Source organism: Enterobacter chinensis, from assembly GCF_034008295.1.
Taxonomy (GTDB): Bacteria; Pseudomonadota; Gammaproteobacteria; order Enterobacterales; family Enterobacteriaceae; genus Enterobacter; species Enterobacter chinensis.
This window is the reverse complement of the sequence record NZ_JARDVI010000003.1, coordinates 390,242-415,114: the sequence shown is the minus strand read 5'-3', so window position 1 is coordinate 415,114 and position 24,873 is coordinate 390,242. Positions and strand designations below refer to the sequence as shown.

At 54.5% G+C, this 24,873-nt stretch carries 22 protein-coding genes and 1 tRNA gene; 8 read left to right on the top strand and 15 right to left on the bottom strand.

Going from position 1 to position 24,873, the window contains the following annotated elements; genetic code table 11:
* Nucleotides 1-51: 51 nt before the first annotated feature.
* From PYW49_RS11320 to PYW49_RS11310, 3 genes are all read left to right on the top strand, one after another.
* Nucleotides 52-1,140: an ABC transporter substrate-binding protein gene (locus PYW49_RS11320; RefSeq protein ID WP_320386454.1), complete on the top strand. Its 1,089-nt coding sequence runs from the start codon at nucleotides 52-54 to the stop codon at nucleotides 1,138-1,140.
* Between the two features lie 80 nt (nucleotides 1,141-1,220).
* A complete protein-coding gene (locus PYW49_RS11315; RefSeq protein WP_134348834.1) occupies nucleotides 1,221-2,990 on the top strand; it encodes an ABC transporter permease in 1,770 nt (589 codons plus the stop codon).
* On the top strand, nucleotides 2,983-4,053 hold the full coding sequence (locus tag PYW49_RS11310) for an ABC transporter ATP-binding protein (protein WP_134348833.1): 1,071 nt from the start codon (nucleotides 2,983-2,985) through the stop codon (nucleotides 4,051-4,053). Before PYW49_RS11315 ends, PYW49_RS11310 begins: the two co-directional genes overlap by 8 nt.
* Nucleotides 4,054-4,852: 799 nt before the next feature.
* On the opposite strand, the gene PYW49_RS11305 is transcribed toward PYW49_RS11310, so the two are convergent.
* The 4 genes from PYW49_RS11305 to actS form a co-directional block, all read right to left on the bottom strand.
* Nucleotides 4,853-5,668 carry a hypothetical protein gene (locus tag PYW49_RS11305; RefSeq protein WP_320386453.1) on the bottom strand — a complete coding sequence of 272 codons (816 nt, stop codon included), beginning with the start codon at nucleotides 5,666-5,668 and terminating at the stop codon, nucleotides 4,853-4,855.
* Nucleotides 5,669-5,703: 35 nt separating this feature from the next.
* On the bottom strand, nucleotides 5,704-6,615 hold the full coding sequence (locus PYW49_RS11300; RefSeq protein WP_094317794.1) for a restriction endonuclease: 912 nt from the start codon (nucleotides 6,613-6,615) through the stop codon (nucleotides 5,704-5,706).
* Nucleotides 6,616-7,163: 548 nt separating this feature from the next.
* Nucleotides 7,164-7,237: transfer RNA gene (locus PYW49_RS11295), tRNA-Gly, on the bottom strand.
* Nucleotides 7,238-7,317: 80 nt separating this feature from the next.
* Nucleotides 7,318-8,061 carry an amidase activator ActS gene (gene actS / locus PYW49_RS11290; RefSeq protein ID WP_320386452.1) on the bottom strand — a complete coding sequence of 248 codons (744 nt, stop codon included), beginning with the start codon at nucleotides 8,059-8,061 and terminating at the stop codon, nucleotides 7,318-7,320.
* Between the two features lie 164 nt (nucleotides 8,062-8,225).
* On the opposite strand from actS, the gene idi reads away from it, so the two are divergent.
* Nucleotides 8,226-8,768, top strand: coding sequence for an isopentenyl-diphosphate Delta-isomerase (gene idi / locus PYW49_RS11285; protein ID WP_320386451.1), 543 nt, complete (start codon nucleotides 8,226-8,228; stop codon nucleotides 8,766-8,768).
* Between the two features lie 38 nt (nucleotides 8,769-8,806).
* Here idi and lysS read toward each other — a convergent pair whose 3' ends face one another.
* The 5 genes from lysS to xerD form a co-directional block, all read right to left on the bottom strand.
* Nucleotides 8,807-10,324, bottom strand: a complete 1,518-nt coding sequence (gene lysS, locus PYW49_RS11280) for a lysine--tRNA ligase (protein ID WP_023333300.1) — start codon at nucleotides 10,322-10,324, stop codon at nucleotides 8,807-8,809.
* Nucleotides 10,325-10,333: 9 nt separating this feature from the next.
* Nucleotides 10,334-11,432 (bottom strand): peptide chain release factor 2 gene (prfB, locus tag PYW49_RS11275; protein WP_014071648.1). Its coding sequence is split into 2 segments (ribosomal slippage): nucleotides 10,334-11,356 and nucleotides 11,358-11,432, totalling 1,098 coding nucleotides; the frame shifts between segments, so codons are not numbered across the junction.
* A 90-nt stretch (nucleotides 11,433-11,522) separates the two neighbouring features.
* On the bottom strand, nucleotides 11,523-13,256 hold the full coding sequence (gene recJ / locus PYW49_RS11270) for a single-stranded-DNA-specific exonuclease RecJ (RefSeq protein ID WP_134348822.1): 1,734 nt from the start codon (nucleotides 13,254-13,256) through the stop codon (nucleotides 11,523-11,525).
* Between the two features lie 5 nt (nucleotides 13,257-13,261).
* The gene (dsbC, locus tag PYW49_RS11265; protein WP_029740340.1) at nucleotides 13,262-13,975 is read right to left on the bottom strand and encodes a bifunctional protein-disulfide isomerase/oxidoreductase DsbC; all 714 of its coding nucleotides are present in this window, start codon (nucleotides 13,973-13,975) and stop codon (nucleotides 13,262-13,264) included.
* 28 nt (nucleotides 13,976-14,003) lie between these two features.
* Nucleotides 14,004-14,900, bottom strand: a complete 897-nt coding sequence (gene xerD, locus PYW49_RS11260; RefSeq protein ID WP_047347949.1) for a site-specific tyrosine recombinase XerD — start codon at nucleotides 14,898-14,900, stop codon at nucleotides 14,004-14,006.
* Nucleotides 14,901-15,001: 101 nt separating this feature from the next.
* Between xerD and fldB the strand changes: the two genes are divergently transcribed.
* A complete protein-coding gene (gene fldB / locus PYW49_RS11255; protein ID WP_134348821.1) occupies nucleotides 15,002-15,523 on the top strand; it encodes a flavodoxin FldB in 522 nt (173 codons plus the stop codon).
* 6 nt (nucleotides 15,524-15,529) lie between these two features.
* Here the strand turns inward: fldB and PYW49_RS11250 are convergent, their stop codons facing one another.
* Together PYW49_RS11250 and sdhE are read right to left on the bottom strand one after the other, a co-directional pair.
* Nucleotides 15,530-15,940 carry a protein YgfX gene (locus PYW49_RS11250; protein WP_134348820.1) on the bottom strand — a complete coding sequence of 137 codons (411 nt, stop codon included), beginning with the start codon at nucleotides 15,938-15,940 and terminating at the stop codon, nucleotides 15,530-15,532.
* The gene (sdhE, locus tag PYW49_RS11245) at nucleotides 15,921-16,187 is read right to left on the bottom strand and encodes an FAD assembly factor SdhE (protein WP_013098615.1); all 267 of its coding nucleotides are present in this window, start codon (nucleotides 16,185-16,187) and stop codon (nucleotides 15,921-15,923) included. Before sdhE ends, PYW49_RS11250 begins: the two co-directional genes overlap by 20 nt.
* 294 nt (nucleotides 16,188-16,481) lie before the next feature.
* Here sdhE and ygfZ point away from each other — a divergent pair, with 294 nt between their 5' ends.
* Nucleotides 16,482-17,462 (top strand): tRNA-modifying protein YgfZ, encoded by a 981-nt coding sequence (gene ygfZ, locus PYW49_RS11240; protein WP_320386450.1) that lies wholly within the window; start codon nucleotides 16,482-16,484, stop codon nucleotides 17,460-17,462.
* A gap of 84 nt (nucleotides 17,463-17,546) precedes the next feature.
* Here the strand turns inward: ygfZ and trhA are convergent, their stop codons facing one another.
* Both trhA and yqfB read right to left on the bottom strand, forming a co-directional pair.
* On the bottom strand, nucleotides 17,547-18,206 hold the full coding sequence (gene trhA, locus PYW49_RS11235; protein WP_134348818.1) for a PAQR family membrane homeostasis protein TrhA: 660 nt from the start codon (nucleotides 18,204-18,206) through the stop codon (nucleotides 17,547-17,549).
* Nucleotides 18,207-18,371: 165 nt separating this feature from the next.
* Nucleotides 18,372-18,683, bottom strand: a complete 312-nt coding sequence (gene yqfB, locus PYW49_RS11230) for a N(4)-acetylcytidine aminohydrolase (RefSeq protein WP_134348817.1) — start codon at nucleotides 18,681-18,683, stop codon at nucleotides 18,372-18,374.
* 51 nt (nucleotides 18,684-18,734) lie between these two features.
* Here yqfB and PYW49_RS11225 point away from each other — a divergent pair, with 51 nt between their 5' ends.
* Both PYW49_RS11225 and bglA read left to right on the top strand, forming a co-directional pair.
* Entirely contained in the window at nucleotides 18,735-19,466 is a 732-nt protein-coding gene (locus PYW49_RS11225) for a MurR/RpiR family transcriptional regulator (protein ID WP_047347943.1), read from the top strand.
* Between the two features lie 116 nt (nucleotides 19,467-19,582).
* A complete protein-coding gene (gene bglA, locus PYW49_RS11220) occupies nucleotides 19,583-21,016 on the top strand; it encodes a 6-phospho-beta-glucosidase BglA (protein WP_320386449.1) in 1,434 nt (477 codons plus the stop codon).
* A gap of 66 nt (nucleotides 21,017-21,082) precedes the next feature.
* Here bglA and PYW49_RS11215 read toward each other — a convergent pair whose 3' ends face one another.
* Nucleotides 21,083-21,826: an SDR family oxidoreductase gene (locus PYW49_RS11215; protein WP_320386448.1), complete on the bottom strand. Its 744-nt coding sequence runs from the start codon at nucleotides 21,824-21,826 to the stop codon at nucleotides 21,083-21,085.
* A gap of 70 nt (nucleotides 21,827-21,896) precedes the next feature.
* Complete coding sequence (gene gcvP, locus PYW49_RS11210; protein ID WP_320386447.1) at nucleotides 21,897-24,770, bottom strand: aminomethyl-transferring glycine dehydrogenase; 2,874 nt, start codon at nucleotides 24,768-24,770, stop codon at nucleotides 21,897-21,899.
* Nucleotides 24,771-24,873 lie beyond the last annotated feature (103 nt).

Below are 24,873 nucleotides of genomic sequence, written 5' to 3'. Positions count from 1 at the left end.
TGCGCTATGTTGACAATTAGTTCCTCAAATGTAACTAAAAGGTTAACTATAATGTCGAACACATTCCGAATTTCTCTGATTACCGCTACTGTACTGTTCTCTGCTTCTGCACTGTCTGCCTTGCCGCAGGGCTATCCTGCTGAGTATCAAAAAGTTGTCGATGCTGCGACAAAAGAGGGCAAGGTTGTTATTTACTCTACCACCGACATCAAAGCGGCCGGACCGCTGATCCAGGGCTTCGAAAAAACCTACCCGGGCATTAAAGTTGAATACAACGACATGAACAGCACCGAGCTGTACAACCGTTTCATCAGCGAACAGGCCTCCGGTGGCGTGAGCGGCGACGTGGTCTGGAGTTCCTCTATGGACACCGGGCTGAAGCTCGCCACCGACTATGCCATGGAGTACAAATCTCCGGAGCAAAGCCAGCTGCCGAAATGGGCGGTCTGGAAAGATAAGGCCTACGGCACCACCTATGAGCCGGTGGTCTTTATCTACAACAAGCGTCTGATCCCGGCCGGCGATGTACCGGATTCTCACGCCGCGCTGGCAAAACTGATTGCCAGCCAGACGGACAAATTCAAGGGTAAAGTCACCACCTACGATATCGAAAAATCGGGTCTGGGCTTTATGCTCTCGGTCCAGGATCACAACGCCGATCCTCATTACTTTAAAACCCTGGCCGACGTCGCCAAAGGTGGCTTATCGGTGCAGTCGTCTACCGGCACCATGATGGAGCGCGTCTCCTCCGGGGAGAACCTGATCGGCTTCAATATCCTCGGATCCTATGCTGAGGCGCGTGCGAAGAACGATCCGTCACTCGGCATCTCCTATCCAAAAGATTACACCCTGGTGCTGTCGCGCGTGTCGTTCATCAGCCAGCAATCGCAAAACAGCAATGCGGCAAAACTGTGGCTGGACTATGTGCTGTCTGAACAAGGGCAAAACATTCTGGCCAATCAGGCGGACATTCCGTCCATTCGTAACGATATCGAAGGGAAAAATGATATCGACGGCCTGACCAAAATCCTCGGCAACGCACTGAAGCCGATCCCGGTTGATGAAACGCTGCTGGAATACCTGCAGCCGAAAAAACGCCTGGAGTACATCAAAGAATGGCGTACCGCCGCCGGCAAATAAGCGTCTGAGCGCGGCGCAGGCCGCCGCGCTCCCTTATCGACTGAGTTCGTTTTTCTGGGCTGCAATACCAGGGATACCCCATGAATACATTACGCAGAAAGTGGCAAAGCCTGCCGCGAGGCATCGTCGTGCTGATAACCGCCCTGGTTATCTACACGCCGCTGTCGTTTATCGTGATACAGAGCTTCCTGTCCGCCCCGTTCTTTTCTCCGTCAAAAGAGTGGAGCTTTGAATCATTTGATTTTATTTTCACCGACCCTGACTTTTATAAGGCCCTGAAAAGCGGCTTTATTCTGGCCTTCGGACTGGTGTTTATCTCTATCCCGCTGGGCGGCGTGCTGGCGTTTCTGATGGTGCGTACCGACCTGCCCGGTCGCCGGTTGATTGAGCCGCTGATCCTGGTCCCGATTTTCGTTTCACCGATGGTGTTAGGCTTCGGCTACGTGGTAGCCGCCGGTCCGGTGGGCTTTCTCTCCCAGTGGGCTGAGGCGCTGATTGGCTTTGTGCCGTGGAATATCTACGACATGTCGAGCATTGTGGTCATTGCCGGCCTGACGCACGTCCCGCACGCCTATCTGTATATCTCGTCAGCGCTGCGCAGCGTAGGCTCCGATGTGGAAGAGGCCGCGCGCACCGCGGGAGCGTCTCCCTGGCAGGTGATGACCTCCGTCAGCCTGCCGATGGTGCGCCCGTCAATTTTGTACGCCACCGTGCTGCTGTTCTTCCTCGGGCTGGAAGTGTTCGGCCTGATGCTTGTGCTCGGCGACCCGGAAGGCAACATGGTGCTGGCGACCTATCTCTATAAGCTGACGAACAAGATGGGTACCCCATCCTATAACCTGATGGCGGCGGTTGCCGTGGTGCTGATCTGCATCACCATCCCGCTGGTGATGCTCCAGCGTCGCCTGATGCGCACCGCCAACCGCTTCGTCACCATGAAAGGGAAGGCCTCTCAGGCTCGCGCGTTACCGCTGGGCAAATGGCGCTGGGTGGCTGGCGGAGTGATTGCCTTCTGGCTCACCGTGACTATCGGCGTTCCGCTGCTCGGGGTGGTGTTGCGCGCGTTTATCTCCAACTGGGGCGTGGGCGTTTCGCTGTGGGATGAACTTTCGCTGAATACCTTCCGCACCATCTGGTCCCAGCCCAACCTGCTGCGCGCCATCGTCAACTCCATGGCGATTGGGGTGATTGGCGGTGCGCTGGCGGTGGCCTGCTACCTGTTTGTCGGCATTGCCATGCACCGCAAGCCGGACAACACCACGCGTTTCCTGGACTACAGCGTGCTGGTGCCCCGTGCCGTGCCTGGCCTGCTGGCGGGTCTGGCATTCCTGTGGGTGTTCCTGTTCCTGCCGATGTGGCTCGATAACTCGCTGAAATCAGGCTGGCTTTCCGGGTTCGCCTGGACCGACTGGATGCGCGAAAACGTCATCGTCTGGCTGCGCTCGCTTCGCAGCACCATTTTCAGCGTCTGGCTGGCCTATACCGTGGTGTGGATGGCCTACGGATTGAGGCTCATCTCTTCCACGCTGTTACAGGTGGGGCCGGAGCTTGAAGAGGCAGCGCGCAGCACCGGGGCGACGCGCGGGCAGATCACCCGCCACGTCACCATTCCGCTCTCCCGCTACGGTCTTATCGGTTCGTGGCTGCTGATGTTCCTGATCTTTGAACGCGAATACTCAACGGGTGTGTACCTGCTTTCACCCGGCACGGAGACCATCGGCTCGATGCTGGTTTCCCTCTGGGCCGCGGGTGCCATCGATATTGTGGCGGCGCTCTCTTTCATTAACATCCTGCTGGTCGTGGTAGGTCTGGGCATTGCCCTTCGTTTCGGAGTGAAAATACATGATTGAATTAGCGGTTGACGATCTGCACTTAACCTACGGCGACAATCCTGTTTTAAAAGGTGTCTCCATGAACCTGAAGCGCGGCGAAGTGGTCTCTCTGTTAGGCCCCTCCGGCAGCGGCAAAACCACCCTGCTGCGCGCGGTAGCAGGGCTGGAAAAACCAACCCAGGGCTCGATTGTCATTGGTAAAAATAAAGTTTTCGACGGCACGCCACGCAGCGAGATCCCGGCGGAAGAGCGCAACCTGGGGCTGGTGTTCCAGTCCTATGCCCTGTGGCCGCACAAAACCGTTTTTGAAAATGTGGCCTATCCGCTCAAGCTGCGCAAAGTGCCGGCCAAAGAGCTCCAGCAGCGCGTGCAGGACGTGCTGGACCAGCTTGGTCTGGGCCATCTTGGCAAACGCCATCCGCACCAGCTCTCCGGTGGACAGCAGCAGCGCGTGGCGATTGGCCGTGCGCTGGTGTACAACCCGCCGGTGATTTTACTGGACGAGCCGCTTTCAAACCTCGATGCCAAGCTGCGCGAAGAGGCCCGCGTGTTCCTGCGCGAGCTGATTATCAAACTCGGGTTATCTGCACTGATGGTGACGCACGACCAGAACGAAGCGATGTCCATTTCCGACCGCATCCTGCTGCTTAACAACGGCAAAATTGAGCAACAGGGCACGCCGCAGGAGATGTACGGCTCGCCGAAAACGCTGTTTACCGCCGAGTTTATGGGCAGTAACAACCGCCTGCACGGCAAGGTCACCGAAGTACGCGACGGCAAAGCGCGCATCGAGGGGAAAGGCTGGGTGCTGTGGGGCCAGGCCGGTGAAGGGGTGCAGAGCGGAGATGAAGCCACGGCGGTGATCCGCGTCGAGCGCGTGGCGGTGGTTGAGGGGCCAGGGGAAAATCAGCTTGAGCTGCCGCTGCTCACCAGCATGTATCTCGGCGACCGCTGGGAATACCTGTTCCGCACGGCGGGGGATGATTTTGTCATCCGCGCGTATGGGCATGAGGTTCGCGACCCGCAGCATTGCCATCTTTCGCTGCCTGAGAAATATGTGTGGGTGTTCCCTAAAAACTGATAGCAAAGGCTGCGTAATGCAGCCTTTTTTACGTTAGAAAACAAGAACACTGAATCAAAGCTCAGCGCTATTTTATAATATATTTAGCGATAAGGTTGTGGAGCAACGCTCTCTTATTCCTGGAAGTATACAATTTCAGCAGTAACCAGGTGTGACGCTGAATTCTCAGATTGAACATCATAGGCGAAAAAATACCGCTCTCCAGGCGTAAATTTGCACCCGAACACAGATAGACTTATTGCCTGTTGGTGAGAAGAACACTTCAACAAAATTCTATCGCTCGGTTTTAAGAGATAGTCAAATGAGACTGCGTTTCTAAGTATTTCACAGTTATACCCAAACGAGACAGATACAAGCGCAGGCAAGAGCAACACCCAGCATCAACGCAAAGTGCTTTAACAGTGGGGATTCAGGAGTGATTTAGCGTTTAAAGAGAAGAGTAACCCTAACCCACAGCCTCACGCTCAGAACGCGAAACAGGGTCATAAACGCCACAGAGGAAGGCCAATAGATATACAGCCCGCCCAGCCTTCGGCTGGGAGAGGCGTACGGGGGAAGTTGAAGCCTTAACAGTTGAGGGAGGGGCAACCATAAGCGTGCAATTTTTTAAGCCGGGGTTTCAGCTATAGGCTAACGGTAGAATGCGGCTTGAGAGTAGCAGTGCGCACATACCCAGTACAACCGCATTACTTCATGCGCACAAGCCCCTGAGAGCCGCTTGCGATGGGGGGTTTTAGAGGCGCAAGTTCAAACATGCGGCAGATACTACATATACCGAATAAGATGTTACGAAAACTTGTTACTCCTCAAGCGGGATGAGCTTTTTGCCCGTGTCTTCGAAGAATGAAAATGAAGCCCAACGACATGTATATAACAACGCAAACTTGCCAGCATGCGTCTCAATAATTTCTTTTAAATATGATTTGCGTTTATTTCCCTCTGGAAATTGAGCCGCAAAGTTTACTATTGCTCTTGATGACAGCCCACCTCCGTTTCGCATAAAGAGAATAAAATCGCTCCCTCTAAGCACATTAAACTCTGCACAATTCGTTGAGTCATTATCAAACTTGGCAACTACATCTTTTATCTTGTCATACAGTTCAATCATACCCATAAAAATCTTGCCATCGGCCAGTTGTATATTTCTTTTGTTTAATTCGGATATATAACTTGTATCATCAACTTTGCCAATCGGATATCTGGCCTGAAGCACAATATCTTGCGACGCAATTTTTAATAATTTTAATTCGTCAACAGTTAACGCCAATTCTAAATCAATAGCCATCCTATCCAGTTTATGACCGTAATCGCGAAACTTAATGTCTATAGTATCTTTTTGCGCACCAAGATTCATTAAAAGAATCGCGGATTTTAATAACATTTCGAAAGCATACCCCAGCAGCAACCTGCTAGTTTTATCAGTTGAAGATGCTATGTCGATATATTCATGCACAACGGGAGATTTCTTATCTGTAATCTTAAAAAGGTTTTTATTTCGCTCACCTTCACTTCTCAATAGCTTTGCTGATAAATACAGTTTTTTGGACTCAGCTAACCAAGCCTTGCGGTCAAAGATACCTTTTCCATTTTTCTGTGTGATAATTTCACTCTGCATTTCCAGCCCTTATATTGTCAAATAAAATCCGTAGCTCATCCGGGACCAATACCGTAGCAGTTATAGCCAACAACTTTCAGGAGGGGTTCAAATTCAATTGTGCCCATATCCTCGATCCGTTGCCAGTCTCGTTCGACCTCATCAGGGTTGAGACCACCCAGCGTAAAAGCATTAGTAACAATGTGTCCGGTATGCTCATCTTGTAATCCGTTGATATCTTCAACAGGTAAATGGCCGAGATATAGATTTTGTTTTACAAAAAGCCGAAGAGTTAAGGTGACTTCCACCTTATCACCGTATCCATTATCAATTTGAGTTTTAACCCCCTCAAATATCAATAACTCATCATGTTCTCCCGGTTCACTCGGTAAAGCACCACTATCCCACCGAGACTGAGCAAGCCCTAACGCCGTACCCAATAGCTCGTTCTCCGGGCTGTAGACTGGCAACTTGTAAAACTCATTCGGAATTAGCAGAGGTTTAGGAGCAGAACATCTAATGCCAAAACTCATGAAACTGTTTCTGAAATCACACAATACAGGGGCAGTCACTTCCGCCCGCCATTTATGGTCGCCTGTAGAAACTGGGCGGTAAAGCGCAATTTGTAATTTCTGTGCACGCCGCAAAGCTGATTTAGTAAAACCAGCAGGACAAACCAACGCTCCCTGATGCGCACATACGTCCTGTACTAATCCGTGAAACTCTTCAACGCCTTTGACATCCACCGGATTTGCGTAGTCTTTGCAATCAATAACAATACGCATCTTGTACTGACCAATGGACTGTTCCACCAGAACATCCACCTGCCTTTTAGTTTCGCTCTGGATACCATCAAGCATCACATTGTGTTGCACTACAGCATCAGGAGAAAGCTGCTTTTGAATCATGGCAACAAGTTGTTCGAGAGCTTTCCAATCGGGAATCTTATTTTTATCTTGACCAGCCATTGTACCGCTCCGTTTGGGTCTTATATGTAAAGATACCACTGGAACAAATTGAAGTAGAAACTCATTCCGCCACGTTGATATACAAGATAGCCATAAAGCCCCGTTGGTGGTAAGACAACAAGCGGAGCCTCTGGCGACTTCATCAGGGTTATGTCAGTTAGTAAGGCTTATCAGGATGACCATGTACCCAGGGGGAGCGAGGCCGAACCGCTGGCAGAGCTTGCATATGGTCTGCAAGTACCATGACCACCATAAACCTGTTTATCCCCTGCGGCGTCTCGCGACGGCGACAGAACGGGGGCATCGGGCTAAAATGCGCGTCACTAAAAGTCTTCGGGATTATGCCGGATAGGCGGCTTTTGTTCGTTGTTGGGCTGTCGCAGTAAGAACGTTGAAACCACTGCCAGCGCGGTGATATGCTCCCGACTACCACACACCAACCACGCGACAGGCGCGGCGATTGTGCAATGTGTAGTTACGACTGTACCTGCATTAGCGGGGCTAAGTAACTAGCTGATAAATAAAAATATGCTTATTTATCAGTAAACTGGAGCGGGCGAAGGGAATCGAACCCTCGTATAGAGCTTGGGAAGCTCTCGTTCTACCATTGAACTACGCCCGCTTTGAGGTGCGTAGGGCATTATAGACCTTACACACCTTCATACAAGCCTCTTCACAACTAACTGGCGATTAAATAATCACTTAGCACTTTGGTTTGCTGCCGGGCGCAGGAAGATAGCGCTGCGGATCGATGGCCGTCGCCTTATAGCGAATCTGGAAATGCAGCTTCACTGAGTCCGTGCCGGTGCTGCCCATAGTGGCAATCTTCTGCCCGGCTTTTACGTTCTGCCCGTTGTTGACCAGCATCGTATCGTTGTGCGCATAGGCCGTGATGTAGTCTTCGCCATGTTTAATCATGATCAGGTTACCGTAGCCGCGCAGCTGGTTACCGACGTAAACCACCTTCCCGGCACCGGATGCATAAACCGGCGTACCGCGCGCGGCAGCGATATCGATGCCTTTGTTACCGCCCTCGGACAGAGAGTACGGCAGCACCACTTTGCCGCTGGCAGGCCAGATCCAGCAGCGTTGACCGACCGGCGGCCAGGATGACTGCGGCACCGCGTAAGACGGCGTTACCTTAGCTGTTTTGCCCTTCGAGGAAGATTTTTTGCCTGAGGACGATCCGCCGCTAACCTTCAGCTGCTGCCCCACCTCGATGGTGTAGGGCGGAGAGAGATTATTCAGCCGCGCCAGATCCTTCACGCTGGTCCCCGTTGCGCGCGAAATTCGATAAAGCGTATCCCCGCGCTTAACGGTATAGACCGAACCGGAATAGCTGCCCATATCCGACGATTTGCTTCCTGAACAGCCAGCCAGTAAAAGCGTCAGCGTCAGGAAAAAAATGGCGGTGATGGGGTTTCTCGTCAGGCTTCCTGCAAACAAAACAGATCCTCGGTCAGCGTGAATGGCGCTCTATGATACCAGCCCGGAGAGATTAGGGTCAGCCCTTTTCCGCTCCTGGAGACAAACCGTTCGTATAAGAATGCCGTATAATGCTGCTCTGCTGATGGTGCAGAACCATCCGCATCGTTGGCACTGGAGCAGGAATGAGTATTCAAGAACACGTTATTTTGGTAAATGACCAGGGAATGGTGATTGGCACTCAGGAAAAGTACGCCGCGCACACGACCCAAACCCCTCTGCATCTGGCGTTCTCCTCCTGGCTGTTTAAAGCCAGCGGTGAATGCCTGGTGACCCGGCGCGCGTTAAGCAAAAAAGCCTGGCCGGGCGTCTGGACGAACTCCGTCTGTGGACATCCGCAATCGGGTGAAGCAACGGAAGAAGCCATTATCCGACGCTGCCGCTTTGAAATCGGCGCTGAAATTACCGATATCACCCCCGTGGCGGCCGAGTTTCGTTACCGCGAAACCGATCCTTCCGGGATCGTTGAAAACGAGATTTGCCCGGTGTTCGCGGCCCGCATCACCAGCGAACTGCGGATTAATCACGATGAAGTGATGGCGTTTGAGTGGGTTACGCTGGAATCGTTATTCCGCGCCCTGGATGCCGCCCCCTGGACCTTTAGCCCGTGGATGGTGCTGGAAGCGACGGCCGCGCGAGACGCCCTCAGGGCGTTCGCCGCGCAATAAAAAAGCCCCTTTCGGGGCTTTTTTCACATCTTAACGTCTTATTTCACCGGGCGCATCGCCGGGAACAGGATCACGTCACGGATGGTGTGGCTGTTGGTGAACAGCATGACCATACGGTCGATACCAATACCCAGACCCGCAGTTGGTGGCAGACCGTGCTCCAGCGCGGTCACGTAGTCTTCGTCGAAGAACATCGCTTCGTCGTCGCCTGCCGCTTTCGCGTCAACCTGATCCTGGAAACGCTGAGCCTGGTCTTCCGCATCGTTCAGCTCGCTAAAGCCGTTGCCGATTTCACGGCCGCCGATAAAGAATTCGAAACGATCGGTAATTTCCGGGTTCTCGTCATTACGACGCGCCAGCGGAGAGACTTCAGCCGGGTATTCGGTGATGAAGGTCGGCTGAATCAGGTGCGCTTCGGCCACTTCTTCGAAGATCTCGGTCACGATACGGCCCAGACCCCAGCTCTTCTCAACCTTGATACCGATGCTTTCCGCGATTGCTTTCGCAGAATCGAAGTTATCCAGATCGGCCATGTTGGTTTCCGGACGGTATTTCTTGATCGCTTCACGCATGGTCAGTTTTTCGAACGGCTTGCCGAAGTCAAAGACTTCTTCACCGTAAGGTACCTGCGTGGTGCCCAGAATATCCTGCGCCAGCGTACGGAACAGGGATTCAGTGAGTTCGATCAGATCTTTGTAATCCGCATAGGCCATATAGAGTTCCATCATGGTGAACTCTGGGTTATGACGAACGGAGATACCTTCGTTACGGAAGTTACGGTTGATTTCGAACACGCGATCGAAACCACCAACCACCAGACGCTTCAGGTACAGTTCCGGCGCGATACGCAGGTACATGTCCAGGTCCAGGGCGTTGTGATGGGTGATGAACGGACGCGCAGACGCGCCGCCAGGGATCACCTGCATCATCGGGGTTTCTACTTCCATAAAGTCGCGGTTAACCATGAACTGGCGAATACCGGCCATGATCTGGGAGCGAATTTTAAAGGTCTTGCGGGAGTCATCGTTAGAGATGAGATCCAGGTAGCGCTGACGATAGCGCGCTTCCTGATCCTGCAGGCCGTGGAATTTGTCCGGCAGCGGGCGCAGGGCTTTGGTCAGCAGACGCAGTTCGGTGCAGTGGATAGACAGTTCACCGGTCTTGGTTTTGAACAGCTTACCTTTCGCGCCAAGGATATCGCCCAGGTCCCACTTCTTGAACTGCTCGTTGTAGATGCCTTCCGGCAGATCGTCACGGGAAACGTACAGCTGAATACGGCCGCCAACGTCCTGCAGAGTCACGAAGGAGGCTTTACCCATAATACGACGGGTCATCATACGGCCTGCAACGGCCACTTCGATGTTCAGCGCTTCCAGCTCTTCGTTCTCTTTAGCGTCGAAGTCTGCGTGCAGTTGGTCTGAGGTGTGGTCACGACGAAAATCGTTCGGGAACGGCACGCCCTGCTCACGCAGCGCTGCCAGCTTCTCGCGGCGGGTTTTCAGTTCGTTGTTAAGATCGACTACCGCGTCAGCGCCCTGTGCTTGTTGTTCAGACATGTTGGTTCCTCATAACCCTGCTTTCAAACTTGCTTCGATAAATTGGTCCAGGCTGCCGTCCAGCACCGCCTGCGTGTTGCGGGTTTCAACCCCGGTACGCAGGTCTTTGATGCGGGAGTCATCAAGGACGTAAGAACGGATCTGGCTGCCCCAACCGATGTCAGACTTGTTATCTTCCATCGCCTGTTTCTCAGCATTTTTCTTCTGCATCTCCAGCTCATAAAGCTTCGCTTTCATCTGCTTCATGGCCTGGTCTTTGTTCTTATGCTGGGAACGGTCGTTCTGGCATTGCGTTACCAGCCCGGTTGGAATGTGGGTAATACGCACCGCAGATTCCGTACGGTTAACGTGCTGACCACCCGCGCCGGATGCGCGATAAACGTCAATACGCAGGTCCGCCGGGTTAATTTCAATATCGATATCGTCTTTCACTTCCGGGTAGACAAACGCGGAGCTGAAAGAGGTATGGCGACGGCCGCCGGAGTCGAACGGGCTCTTACGCACCAGGCGGTGAACGCCGGTTTCGGTACGCAGCCAGCCGTAGGCGTAGTCACCGATGATCTTGATGGTGACGGATTTCAGACCCGCAACTTCACCTTCAGACTCTTCGATAATTTCGGTTTTGAAGCCGCGCGCTTCTGCCCAACGCAGATACATACGCGTCAGCATACTGGCCCAGTCCTGAGCTTCGGTACCGCCAGAACCTGCCTGAATATCGAGATAGCAGTCAGCGCTGTCGTATTCGCCGGAGAACATACGACGGAATTCAAGCTGCGCCAGCTTCTCTTCCAGCACGTCGAGTTCTGCCACGGCTTCGTTAAAGGTTTCTTCGTCGTCAGCTTCTACTGCCAGCTCCAGCAAACCGGAAACATCTTCCAGCCCCTGAGCCATTTGATCCAGCGTATCTACAATCGCTTCGAGAGAGGAACGCTCTTTACCCAGCGCCTGTGCGCGTTCAGGTTCGTTCCAGACGTCCGGCTGTTCCAGCTCGGCGTTTACTTCTTCAAGACGCTCTTTCTTGGCATCGTAGTCAAAGATACCCCCTAAGAACGTCAGAGCGCTCCGTGAGGTCCTGAATACGGTTTTTTACCGGATTAATTTCAAACATGGTCTGTTTTCTTTTATGGACTTGTCAAAATGCGGTGATAAGAGCGGGATTGTACCGAATCCACGCCCTTTTTTATAGAGATTACTGCCGCTAAATTGGCCAGATATTGTCGATGATGATCTGAAGGGTGCGGTTACCGCGAAACTCGTTGATGTCCAGTTTGTACGCCAGCTCGACCTCGCGCACGCCGTTGTCCGGCCATACCGCCGTGTCAACGTTGAAGGCAATGCCGTCCAGCAGCGGTCCACCGCCCACGGGCTCGACCATCACTTTCAGATGACGCTCGCCGACGATACGCTGCTGCAACAGACGGAAACGGCCATCGAACAACGGTTCCGGGAACATTTGCCCCCAGGGGCCGGCATCGCGCAGCATTTGCGCCACGTCCATCGTCATCTCAAGCGGTGAGAGCTCACCATCGGATACCACTTCCCCCTGCAACAGGGCCGGGTCAATCCAGTCGGTAACCAGCTCACCAAACAGACGCTGAAACTCGTCGAATTTCGCCTCTTCCAGCGACAAGCCCGCCGCCATCGCATGGCCGCCGAACTTAATCATCAGACCCGGATACAGCGTATCAAGCCGCTCCAGCGCGTCGCGCATGTGCAGCCCCTGTATCGAACGGCCAGATCCTTTCAACGTGCCGTCGCCTGCGGGGGCGAACGCAATCACCGGACGGTGGAAACGCTCTTTAATGCGCGACGCCAGAATGCCGACCACGCCCTGGTGCCACTCAGGATGGTACATCGCCAGGCCGCCCGGCAGCGTATCGCCGCTGCGCTCCAGCTTTTCGCACAGGGTCAGCGCTTCGGCCTGCATTCCCTGCTCAATCTCTTTACGGGTCTGGTTCAGGGCGTCCAGCTCGTTGGCCAGCACGCGCGCTTCACCAATGTTGTCGCACAGCAGCAGCGCGACCCCAACGGACATATCGTCCAGCCTTCCGGCAGCGTTCAGGCGCGGCCCGAGGGCGAAGCCCAAATCGCTTGCAGCCAGCTTGAGCGGATCGCGGTTGGCAATCTCCAGCAGCGCCTTGATCCCCGGACGGCACTTGCCTGCCCGAATGCGGCTTAAGCCCTGCCAGGTCAAAATACGGTTATTGGTATCGAGCGGCACCACGTCCGCTACGGTACCCAGCGCCACCAGGTCGAGATATTCAGCCAGGTTCGGTACGGCAATACCGCGAGAGTCGAACCAGCCCTTATCGCGTAACAGGGTACGCAACGCCAGCATCAGATAAAACGCCACGCCCACACCGGCGAGAGATTTCGAGGGGAAATCGCAGTCGCGCAGGTTTGGGTTGATGATCGCTTCCGCAGCTGGCAGCGTTTCGCCCGGCAGGTGGTGATCGGTGACCAGTACCGGGATCCCCAGCTGATGGGCATGATCGACCCCCGCATGGGAGGAGATGCCGTTATCCACGGTCATGATCATCTGCGCACCGCGGGCGTGGGCCTGATCGACCACTTCCGGGCTGAGGCCGTAGCCGTCTTCAAAACGGTTCGGCACCAGATAAGTGACGTTATCGCAGCCCAGCGCGCGCAGGCTGAGTACGCTCAGCGCGGTGCTGGTTGCGCCGTCGGCATCGAAATCCCCTACCACCACAATGCGCGTGCCTTCGCGTAGCGCGTTGTAGAGCATTTCAGTGGCTTTTTCGATACCGTTCAGCTGCTGCCAGGGCAGCATCCCTTTCACGCTGCGTTCAAGATCCTCAGCGGAACGCACGCCACGGCTGGCGTAGAGGCGCTTCAGCAGCGCAGGGAGATCGTCCGGCAAATCAACCTGCTCAACCGCCTCGCGGCGGCGCAATTTTATGGGGGCTTTCACGCGGATTATTTACCACCAAACTGTTTCTGGTGCGCGTCGAGGAACTCTTTCATCTCTTTTGGTCCCTGATAGCCCGGAACAACATAGCCGTTGCTCAGGACAATCGCTGGAGTACCGCTCACGCCAAACTGCACGCCCAGCGCGTAGTGGTTAGCAATGTCAATGTCGCAGGAAGCGGGTTTAACCCCTTTACCGTTCATCGCATCATCAAACGCTTTGTTGCGGTCTTTCGCACACCAGATAGCCTTCATGTCCTGCTCCGGCTGGCTCTGCACGCCCGCGCGCGGGAAGGCCAGGTAACGCACGGTAATGCCCAGTGCGTTGTAATCTTTCATCTCTTCATGCAGCTTGTGGCAGTAGCCGCAGGTGATGTCGGTGAAGACGGTAATAACGTGCTTTTCCTGCGCCGCTTTATAAACGATCATCTCTTTTTCGAGCGCGTTCAGGTTTTTCATCAGCAGCTGGTTGGTGACGTTGACCGGCTGTGCGCCGCTCACGTCGTACATTGGCCCCTGAATAATGTGTTTGCCGTCTTCGGTGACGTACAGCACGCCGCTGTTGGTCAGTACTGTTTTCATGCCGGCAACCGGGGCTGGTTGAATATCGCTACCGGTGACGCCAAGCTTGGCCAGCGACTGTTTGATGGCGGCGTCGTCAGCATGGGCGAAACCGGTAAATGAGGCTGCCAGCAGGGTGAACAGCGCGAAAGACTTTTTCATATTTGATCCTGTTACAATTCGTCGGCACTCACGCACGAGGGTGGTGCTGTTGGTGTAGCTGCCGCAGGCGTTCCGTCGCGACATGGGTGTAAATTTGCGTCGTGGAAAGATCGCTGTGTCCCAGCAGCATCTGCACCACGCGTAAATCAGCGCCGTGGTTTAACAGATGCGTCGCGAAGGCATGACGCAATACGTGCGGCGACAGCTTTTCACTGTCGATACCGGCCAGTGTGGCGTAATGCTTAATGCGATGCCAGAACGTTTGCCGCGTCATCTGCTGCGCGCGCTGGCTCGGAAACAGAACGTCGATAGACACGCCATTGAGCAACCACGGGCGACCATGCTCCAGATACGTTTCCAGCCAGTAAACCGCCTCTTCCCCCAGCGGTACCAGTCTTTCCTTGTTTCCTTTACCGATGACGCGCACCACGCCCTGACGCAGGCTGATGTCGCTCATCGTCAGGCCAACCAGTTCCGAAACGCGCAAGCCGGTAGCATACAATAGCTCAAGCATGGCTTTATCGCGTAACTCCAGCGGCAGGTCAACAGCCGGTGACTGTAATAATCTCTCAACTTGTGCTTCGCTGAGATCTTTCGGCAGCCGCTGCGGGAGTTTGGGGGATGCCAGCAGCGCGCTGGGATCGTCTTCGCGAATTTTCTCACGGTAGAGGTGCTGGAACAGGCGACGCATTGCGCTGAGCAAACGCGCGGAGCTGGTGGCTTTGTAGCCCCCCGCGATACGTTCCCCGAGCAGCGCCTGCAGGTCGTCACTTTGCGCGCTCGCAAGGGATAACCCGCGGTGCGCAAGCCACTCCACCAGCATGGTGAGATCGCGACGGTAGGCACTGAGCGTATTCTCGGCCAGATTTTTCTCCAGCCACAGTGCATCGAGAAACTGTTCGATCAGTGCGAGATCCTTTTCCACATCAGCCCCTTTGATTCAGCAGTCAGGCCATTATGCCTGATTGCGACCTGTTTCTGGTACACTACGCGCAAAGTCAAAGCAAGAATTGAGATAGATACGCGATGAATATTGGTCTGTTTTATGGTTCCAGCACCTGCTACACCGAAATGGCGGCAGAGAAAATTCGCGACATCATTGGCCCGGAACTGGTGACGTTGCATAACCTGAAAGACGACGCGCTCACGCAGATGGAGCAGTACGACGTGTTGATCCTCGGCATCCCGACCTGGGATTTCGGCGAGATACAGGAAGACTGGGAAGCAATCTGGGACCAGCTTGATACGCTCAACCTCGACGGCAAAATCATTGCCATGTACGGCATGGGGGATCAGCTGGGTTACGGGGAATGGTTCCTGGATGCGCTCGGCATGCTGCACGACAAACTGGCACCGAAAGGGGTGTCGTTCATCGGCTACTGGCCAACTGAAGGCTACGAGTTCACCAGTAAAAAACCGATTATTGCCGACGGCGAGCTGTTTGTTGGACTCGCGCTGGATGAAACCAACCAGTACGATCTCAGTGATGAGCGCCTGCAAACCTGGTGCGAGCAGATTCTGGGCGAAATGGCAGAAAAGTTTAGCTAACGCGCATTACCCCTGCGTCGTCTGTTGCAATAACATCCGGCGCAGGTCTCGCCACTCGGCAGCATCCATACTGTCAGCCGCCAGCCACAAATGCTGGCAACGCCCGCCATCCACCTTGCGTAACCGTAACATCATGCCGGAGTTGAGCATCCAGGGCATACCGAGAATATCCCACTCTTTTCCCTGCCAGCGCAGGCGGGAATCCATCAGTAATTTGATCTCTCCCTGACGGGCATGGATGCGGCGCTGACTGCGTACGCTGTCAAAAACGACAAACGAGAGTAGCAGCAGCCACAGAGGCGTATAGCTCAGCGGCCATGGCATCAGTAACACAAAGGCCGCGACCAGGCCGTGGAGCAATAAAGACATCCACTGCGAGCGCCACGAGACGCGAAGATCAGATTGCCACAGGACCACGTTCCCGATTCCGTGTTTGAATTAATTGCACCATCCGTTGCAACTCGGTGTCGGCGGGTTTGCCGTGGTTCATCAGCCAGTTGAATAAATCCGGATCGTCAGACTCAAGCAGGCGAACAAACAGACGCTTATCCTCATCGCTTAAGCTGTCATACTCATATTCGAAGAAAGGCATGATGGAAATATCAAGTTCACGCATGCCGCGACGGCACGCCCAGTGAATACGGGCCTTGTTGTTAATATCCATGTTCAGTTTCCTGCATTACGTTTGGCACAGTCGGCACCCCGTTCCGTGTTCTTAATTTCTCTACGGGGACACCAGCTAGTGTAACGTGTTTTTGACCGTTTCTTTACTGGAATATTGCGATCAACGAGCAGCCTTCCAGAATAAACCCTACAAAGACAGCGGATTACATTATTTTGCGTGGCGCTACGCATAACGGGTTTATGGCACAAATGGCCTGCTGAAAGCGCTTGCATTGCCTGCAGGCTCTTTTACCATTAGGCATTATCAAAGCGTTAAGCAATTCAGGATATCGTTATGGCATTTACACCATTTTCTCCTCGCCAGCCCGCCGCCTCTGCGCGTCTGCCGCTGACGCTTATTTCTCTTGATGACTGGGCGCTGGCAACGCTCACCGGTGCCGACGCCGAAAAATACCTGCAGGGCCAGGTGACAGCGGACGTCAGCCAGATGACCGAACACCAGCACCTGCTGGCGGCGCATTGCGATCCAAAAGGCAAGATGTGGAGCAACCTGCGTCTGTTCCGTCGTCAGGACGGATTTGCCTTGATTGAGCGCCGCAGCCTGCGTGATGCACAGCTCAAAGAGCTGAAAAAGTACGCCGTCTTTTCCAAAGTCACCATCGCCGCGGACGACGAACATGTCCTGCTGGGCGTGGCGGGCTTCCAGGCTCGTGCAGCATTGAAAAATCTCTTCAGCGAACTGCCGGATGCAGAAAAGCAGGTGGTCAGTGAAGGCGCGACCTCGATCCTGTGGTTTGAACACCCGGCGGAGCGTTTCCTGTTAGTCACGGATACCGCCACTGCCGAACGCGTGACCGAGGCGCTGCGCGGCGAAGCGCAGCTGAACAACAGTCAGCAGTGGCTGGCACTGAACATTGAGGCGGGTTTGCCGGTCATTGACGCCGCAAACAGCGCGCAGTTTATTCCTCAGGCAACCAACCTGCAGGCGCTGGGCGGCATCAGCTTTAAAAAAGGCTGTTATACCGGCCAGGAGATGGTCGCGCGGGCAAAATTCCGCGGGGCAAACAAGCGTGCGCTATGGACGCTTGCGGGCCATGCCAGCCGTGTACCCGAAGCAGGTGAAGATTTAGAGCTGAAAATGGGTGAAAACTGGCGCCGTACCGGCACCGTTTTGGCCGCCGTACAGCTGGATGATGGACGTATTCTGGTGCAGGCCGTCATGAACAACGACATGGAAGCCGACAGCGTGTTCCGCGTGCGTGACGACGCGAATACGCTGAGTATTGAGCCGCTGCCGTATTCTCTGGAAGAGTGATGTTGTATCGCCCGGTGGCGCTGCGCTTACCGGGCCTACAGATCCCGTAGGTCGGGTAAGGCGAAGCCGCCACCCGACAAAAAACTACACCTGCCCCACATACAAATAAATCGCCAGAAAGTGGCACACGCTACCCCCAAGCACAAAGCCGTGCCAGATGGCATGGTTGTAGGGAATACGCTTGCAGACGTAGAAAATTACGCCGAGCGAATACACTACACCGCCTAAGGCCAGAAGCGTCACGCCCCCTACCGCCAGTTTGATTGCCAACTGATACACTACAATCAGCGACAGCCAGCCCATCGTCAGATAGGTGACCAGCGACAACACCTTAAAGCGGTGTGCAATGGTCAGCTTAAACAGGATCCCCAGCAGCGCCAGGCTCCAGATAACAATCATCAGGCCACGCGACAGCGGCGAATTGAGCCCCACCAGCAGAAACGGCGTGTAGGTGCCTGCAATAAGAAGATAGATAGCGCAGTGGTCAAATTTCTTGAGCCACATCTTGGCCCGCTGATGCGGAATCGCGTGATACAGGGTCGACGCCAGGAACAGCAGGATCATACTCCCGCCATACAGGCTGTAGCTGGTAATGGCCATCGCGCTGGCATTGGCGTCAACCGCCTGCACCAGCAATAACACTAAACCGACAATCCCAAACACCAGGCCAATGCCGTGGCTGATGCTGTTGGCTATTTCCTCAGCCAGAGAATATCCCTGTGCGATTAATGGTCTACTCACCATACAAAACTCCGGGAAAACAAAAGATGATTATTCATCGCAAGACTATGCTAACTGAGAATGATTCCAGTGAACACCTGTTAGCTAAAATAAAGTTAAACATAACATTTCTAAATTATAATCAGAGAGTTACATTTTAATTTCAGCGAACGCGCGTTTCTAATTAAATTATAGACGTTTAAAATCAATCACATAAAACTGGTTCTGGTTGGGGTAGATCTCTGCGATCACGCTTTTCAGTGTAGCCAGGGTCATATTCTCCTGTTCAGCATGTTTTTTCGTCAATGTGGCGAGCGTAACGGTTGACGTCCCTGTGACTTCAATGGTGCAAAAGTAACCATCATCCTCATAACGCCCCACCCGCAGGATATCGCCGGTTTTGAAATGGGATTCACTTTTATCCCGGATAGTGATGGTTTTACGCCCGGCCAGAATGTCGTCCTGAAAGCGCTGAAAAAAAGTGATGTCGTTTGGCTGCATGTTATTATTCCCTGAAGAAAAGTCTGATGAGTGAGTGTAGTCATTGTGAGCATGTTCTCCCATTCCGCCATTGCCAGCCTCAATAACCTGGAGATGATGGTCTACAACTATGTCATTAAAAACCGTGACAAAGTGATGTACATGACCATCCGCGAACTGGCGGATGCGGCGGGCGTCTCAACCACCACTATCCTGCGCTTTTGCCGCAAGCTCAACTGCGAAGGCTACTCGGAGTTTCGCGTACGCTTTAAGCTCTATTTAGAGCAAAATGAGCCACAGCAGGCTAATTTTGGTGCCAGTGAAATTATCAGCTTCTTTAAAAGCGTTAACAATGAAGAGTTCGATACATTATTAGATGAGGCGGTGGAGATTATATTGTCTTCCGAGCGAATTATATTTGTCGGTGCGGGAACATCGGGCTCGCTGGCAAAATATGGCGCACGCTTCTTTTCTAATATTGGCAAATTCAGCAACCATATTGACGACCCTTATTTCCCGGTCACCAATGATATGGCGAAAAATGCGCTGGCGATTGTGCTCTCTGTTTCGGGCGAGACCGAGGAGATCCTGCGCTTCGCCAGCCAGTTCAGCCTGCATCACTGCAAGGTGCTCTCCATTACCAGCCACGAGCACTCGCGTCTGGCAAAACTGGCGGACTTTAATCTCTCCTGGCATGTGCCCCAGACGCGTATTGGGGGCGTCTACGATATTACCACGCAAATTCCCGTCATCTATATTCTGGAATCGCTCGGGCGTAAACTGGCGAAGAAACTCACAGAATAAAACACCCTGTTTTTTAGATGTAACAAATCACATTATGCCCAATTTGTTATATCGTGACATTTAATTTCGCTTTGCTAGACTCGATGCCAATAAGCCATTTATTGAGAATAGCAGCGATGAAAAAATTGACCTTACCAAAAGATTTTTTATGGGGTGGCGCCGTTGCCGCTCACCAGGTTGAAGGCGGCTGGAACAAAGGCGGTAAAGGGCCCAGCATTTGCGACGTGCTTACCGGTGGTGCCCACGGCGTGCCGCGTGAAATCACGCAGGACGTGGTGCCGGGTAAATATTACCCGAACCATGAAGCCATCGACTTCCACGGCCACTATAAAGAAGACATCAAGCTGTTTGCCGAGATGGGTTTCAAGTGTTTCCGCACCTCTATTGCCTGGACGCGCATCTTCCCGAAGGGTGACGAAACACAGCCAAACGAAGAAGGGCTGAAGTTCTACGACGACATGTTCGATGAGCTGCTGAAATACAACATCGAACCGGTGATCACCCTCTCCCACTTCGAAATGCCCCTGCACCTGGTGCAGGAGTACGGTAGCTGGACCAACCGCAAAGTGGTCGATTTCTTTGTGCGTTTTGCGGAAGTGGTTTTTGAGCGCTACAAAAACAAGGTCAAATACTGGATGACCTTCAACGAAATCAACAACCAGCGCAACTGGCGTGCGCCGCTGTTCGGTTACTGCTGCTCCGGCGTGGTCTATACCGAACACGAAAATCCGGAAGAGACCATGTATCAGGTGCTGCACCACCAGTTTGTGGCCAGCGCCCTGGCGGTGAAAGCCGCGCGCCGTATTAACCCGGAGATGAAAGTCGGCTGCATGCTGGCCATGGTGGCGCTCTATCCGTTCTCCTGCAAACCGGAAGACGTGATGTTCGCCCAGGAATCGATGCGCGAGCGCTATGTCTTTACCGACGTCCAGCTTCGTGGTTACTACCCGTCTTACGTCCTGAATGAATGGGAGCGTCGCGGGTTCTCCATCAAGATGGAGGCAAATGACGAGCAGATCCTGCGTGAAGGCACCTGCGATTACCTGGGTTTCAGCTACTACATGACCAACGCGGTGAAAGCGGAAGGCGGTACCGGGGATGCGATTTCTGGCTTTGAAGGCAGCGTGCCAAACCCGCACGTGAAGGCGTCCGACTGGGGCTGGCAGATTGATCCGGTAGGCCTGCGCTATTCTCTGTGCGAACTGTATGAGCGTTACCAGAAGCCGCTGTTTATCGTGGAGAACGGTTTCGGCGCTTACGATAAAGTTGAAGAAGACGGCAGCATCAACGATGACTATCGTATCGACTACCTGCGTGCCCACGTAGAAGAGATGATCAAAGCCGTGACGCACGATGGCGTGGAGCTGATGGGCTATACGCCATGGGGATGTATCGACTGTGTGTCGTTCACTACCGGCCAGTACAGCAAGCGCTACGGCTTTATCTATGTAAACAAACACGACGACGGTACGGGCGACATGTCGCGCTCCCGCAAGAAAAGCTTCGAGTGGTATAAAAGCGTGATTGCCAGCAACGGCGAGACGCTGTGATTTTTGCCCGGTGGCGCTGCGCTTACCGGGCCTACGATTGATCCCCTCTCCCTTTGGGAGAGGGGTTTACTTCCCGCCCGCTAGCTCAATAAAACTTCCCGTCACGTACGACGCCTTCTCGCTCAACAGCCAGACAATCGCCTGGGCCACCTCTTCCGGCTGGCCGCCGCGCTGCATCGGCAGCAACGATTTCACGCGATCCACGCGCCCCGGTTCCCCACCTGAGGCATGAATGTCGGTATAAATCAGTCCCGGTCGCACGCAATTTACGCGAATGCCCTGCGCCGCAACCTCCAGCGCTAAACCGGTTGTCAGAGAGTCAACGGCACCCTTGGACGCGGCATAATCCACATACTCACCCGGCGCGCCCAGGCGGGACGCCGCCGATGAGACATTCACAATCGCCCCGCCCTTGCCGCCGTGTTTGTGCGACATACGCTTAACAGCTTCACGACAGCAGAGGAAATAGCCCGTGACGTTGGTCGCCAGTACGCGGTTAATGCGCTCTGCGGATAGATTTTCGATAGTCGATTGCTCAAACAGAATCCCCGCATTATTGACCAGCGCGGTAAGCGGCTCGCGTTCACGATCGAGGCTGTCAAACATCGCCAGCACCTGGGCTTCATCGCTAATGTCTGCGCGAACGGCGAAGGCTTTACCGCCCGCATCGACAATCTGCCTGATAACGTCCGTCGCAGCCTTAATGTTGTGATGATAATTCACCGCCACGGTATAGCCTTCGCGTGCCAGCTGCAGCGCGGTGGCTTTCCCAATGCCGCGGCTGGCGCCGGTCACAAGTGCAATGCCCATTCTTTTCTCCCAATAAAAAAGCCGGGTGGCGGCTTCGCCTTACCCGGCCTACGTTACTGCATAAGTGCGGTTACTGGTATTCGCTCATCGGTACGCAGGAGCAGAACAGGTTACGGTCGCCGTATACGTCATCAAGGCGCTTCACGGTCGGCCAGTATTTGTTTGCCACGCCTGCCGGGAAGACCGCCAGCTCGCGGGAATAGCCGTGGTTCCACTCTGCCACCATTTCGTGCTGGGTGTGCGGGGCGTTAACCAGCGGGTTATCTTCCAGCGTCCATTCGCCGTCCTGCACGCGGTCAATCTCCATGCGGATGGCCAGCATCGCGTCGATAAAGCGGTCCAGCTCGGCTTTGCTTTCAGACTCCGTTGGCTCCACCATCAGCGTACCCGCTACCGGGAACGACATGGTTGGCGCGTGGAATCCGTAGTCGATCAGGCGCTTGGCGATATCCAGCTCGCTAATGCCGGTCTGCTCTTTAAGCGGACGAATATCCAGAATGCACTCGTGCGCCACGCGACCATCGCGGCCGGTATAGAGCACCGGGAAGGCAGACTTCAGGCGAGTCGCAATGTAGTTGGCATTCAGGATCGCCACCTGGCTCGCCTGCTTCAGCCCTTCCGCGCCCATCATGCGGATGTACATCCAGCTGATTGGCAGAATAGAGGCGCTGCCGAACGGTGCCGCAGAGACCGCGCCCTGACGGGTCAGCATGCCTTCAATCTGCACAACGCTGTGGCCTGGGACAAACGGTGCCAGGTGCGCTTTCACGCCGATAGGCCCCATGCCCGGGCCGCCACCGCCGTGCGGGATGCAGAAGGTTTTGTGCAGGTTCAGGTGCGACACGTCTGCGCCGATAAAGCCTGGAGAGGTAATGCCCACCTGAGCGTTCATGTTCGCGCCGTCGAGGTAGACCTGACCGCCGAACTGATGCACCACTTCACACACTTCGCGGATGGTCTCTTCGTATACGCCGTGGGTGGACGGATAGGTCACCATGATGCAGGAAAGCTTGTCGCCCGCCTGCTCGGCTTTCGCACGCAGGTCGGTCAAATCGATGTTGCCATTCTTATCGCACGCCACGACCACCACTTCCATGCCCGCCATCTGGGCAGAGGCCGGGTTGGTGCCATGCGCGGAGCTTGGGATCAGGCAGATATCGCGGTGCCCTTCGTTGCGGCTTTCGTGATAATGACGGATCGCCAGCAGGCCCGCGTATTCCCCCTGCGCTCCTGAGTTTGGCTGCATGCAGAGCGCGTCATAGCCAGTCAGCTTCACCAGCCAGTCGGAAAGCTGGTTGATCATCATATGATAACCTTCCGCCTGCTCTGGCGGGCAGAACGGGTGCAGCTCGGAGAATTCAGGCCAGGTGATAGGGATCATCTCTGCCGCAGCGTTCAGCTTCATGGTGCAGGAGCCCAGCGGGATCATCGCCTGATTCAGCGCCAGATCCTTGCGCTCCAGAGAGTGCATATAACGCATCATCTCGGTTTCGCTGTGATAGCGATTAAAGACCGGGTGCGTCAGGATGGCATCATTACGCAGCATGCTTTCCGGAATGGAGCGGCTGTCGAGCGCGACCTCTTTGTCGAGCGCATCAATATCCAGACCGTGCGCGTCACCCAGCAGCACGCTGAACAGGTTCAGGATATCGTCACGGGTGGTGCTTTCATCCAGCGTAATGCCGACGGCGTTGTGGATGTCGCTGCGCAGGTTGATCTCTGCCGCATTCGCGCGGGCCAGCACTGCCGCTTTGTCTGCCACTTCCACACACAGCGTGTCGAAGTAGTGGGCATGGCGCAGCTTAAGGCCTTTCTGCTGCAGGCCGCAGGCCAGAATATCGGCCAGACGGTGAATGCGGCTGGCAATGCGTTTCAGGCCAGCCGGGCCGTGGAACACGGCGTACAGGCTGGCGATGTTTGCCAGCAGCACCTGAGAGGTACAGATGTTGGAGTTCGCTTTCTCGCGGCGGATGTGCTGCTCGCGAGTCTGCATCGCCATGCGCAGCGCGGTGTTACCGGCAGCATCTTTTGAGACGCCGATAATACGGCCAGGCATGGAGCGTTTGAATTCATCTTTTGCGCCGAAGAACGCCGCGTGCGGGCCACCGTAGCCCATCGGCACGCCGAAGCGCTGCGCTGAACCGAATACGATATCCGCGCCCTGTTTGCCCGGCGCCGTTAGCAGGACCAGCGCCATAAAATCGGCGGCGACGCTGACAACCACTTTGCGGGATTTCAGCTCGGCAATCAGCGCGCTGTAGTCGTGAACTTCGCCGGTGGTACCTACCTGCTGAAGCAGCACGCCGAAGACGTCCTGGTGATCCAGCACTTTGTCAGCATCGTCGACAATCACGTCAAAGCCGAAGGTTTCCGCACGGGTGCGCACCACGTCCAGCGTCTGCGGATGTACGTCCGCCGCGACGAAGAAGCGGTTGGCATTTTTCAGCTTGCTGACGCGCTTAGCCATCGCCATGGCTTCAGCGGCGGCGGTCGCTTCATCCAGCAAAGACGCGGAAGCGATATCCATACCGGTCAGATCCAGCGTTACCTGCTGGAAGTTCAGCAGCGCTTCCAGGCGGCCCTGGGAGACTTCTGGCTGATACGGGGTATAGGCGGTATACCAGCTCGGGTTTTCCAGCATGTTGCGCAGGATGACCGGCGGCAACTGCACGTTGGTATAGCCCATGCCAATGTAAGACTTAAAGCGCTTGTTCAGGCTGGCGATAGCCTTCAGCTCCGCCAGCGCGGCGAATTCCGTGGTAGCTTCACCCACCTGAGGCGGCGTGGCAAGCTGGATGTCTTTTGGCACAATCTGGCCGATCAGTGCGTTTAATGAATCCGCGCCAACTGTCTTCAGCATCTCCTGCTGTTGCTGAGCATCCGGCCCAATGTGACGTTCAATGAAGGCGCCACGGTTTTCAAGCTGGCTTAAAGTCTGTGTCATGAGCGATGGTTCCTGAAACGTGCAGTGAATCGTAGTTATCTGTAACGCTGTTGCCCGGTGGCGCTAACGCTTACCGGGCCTACGTTGACCTGTAGGCCGGATA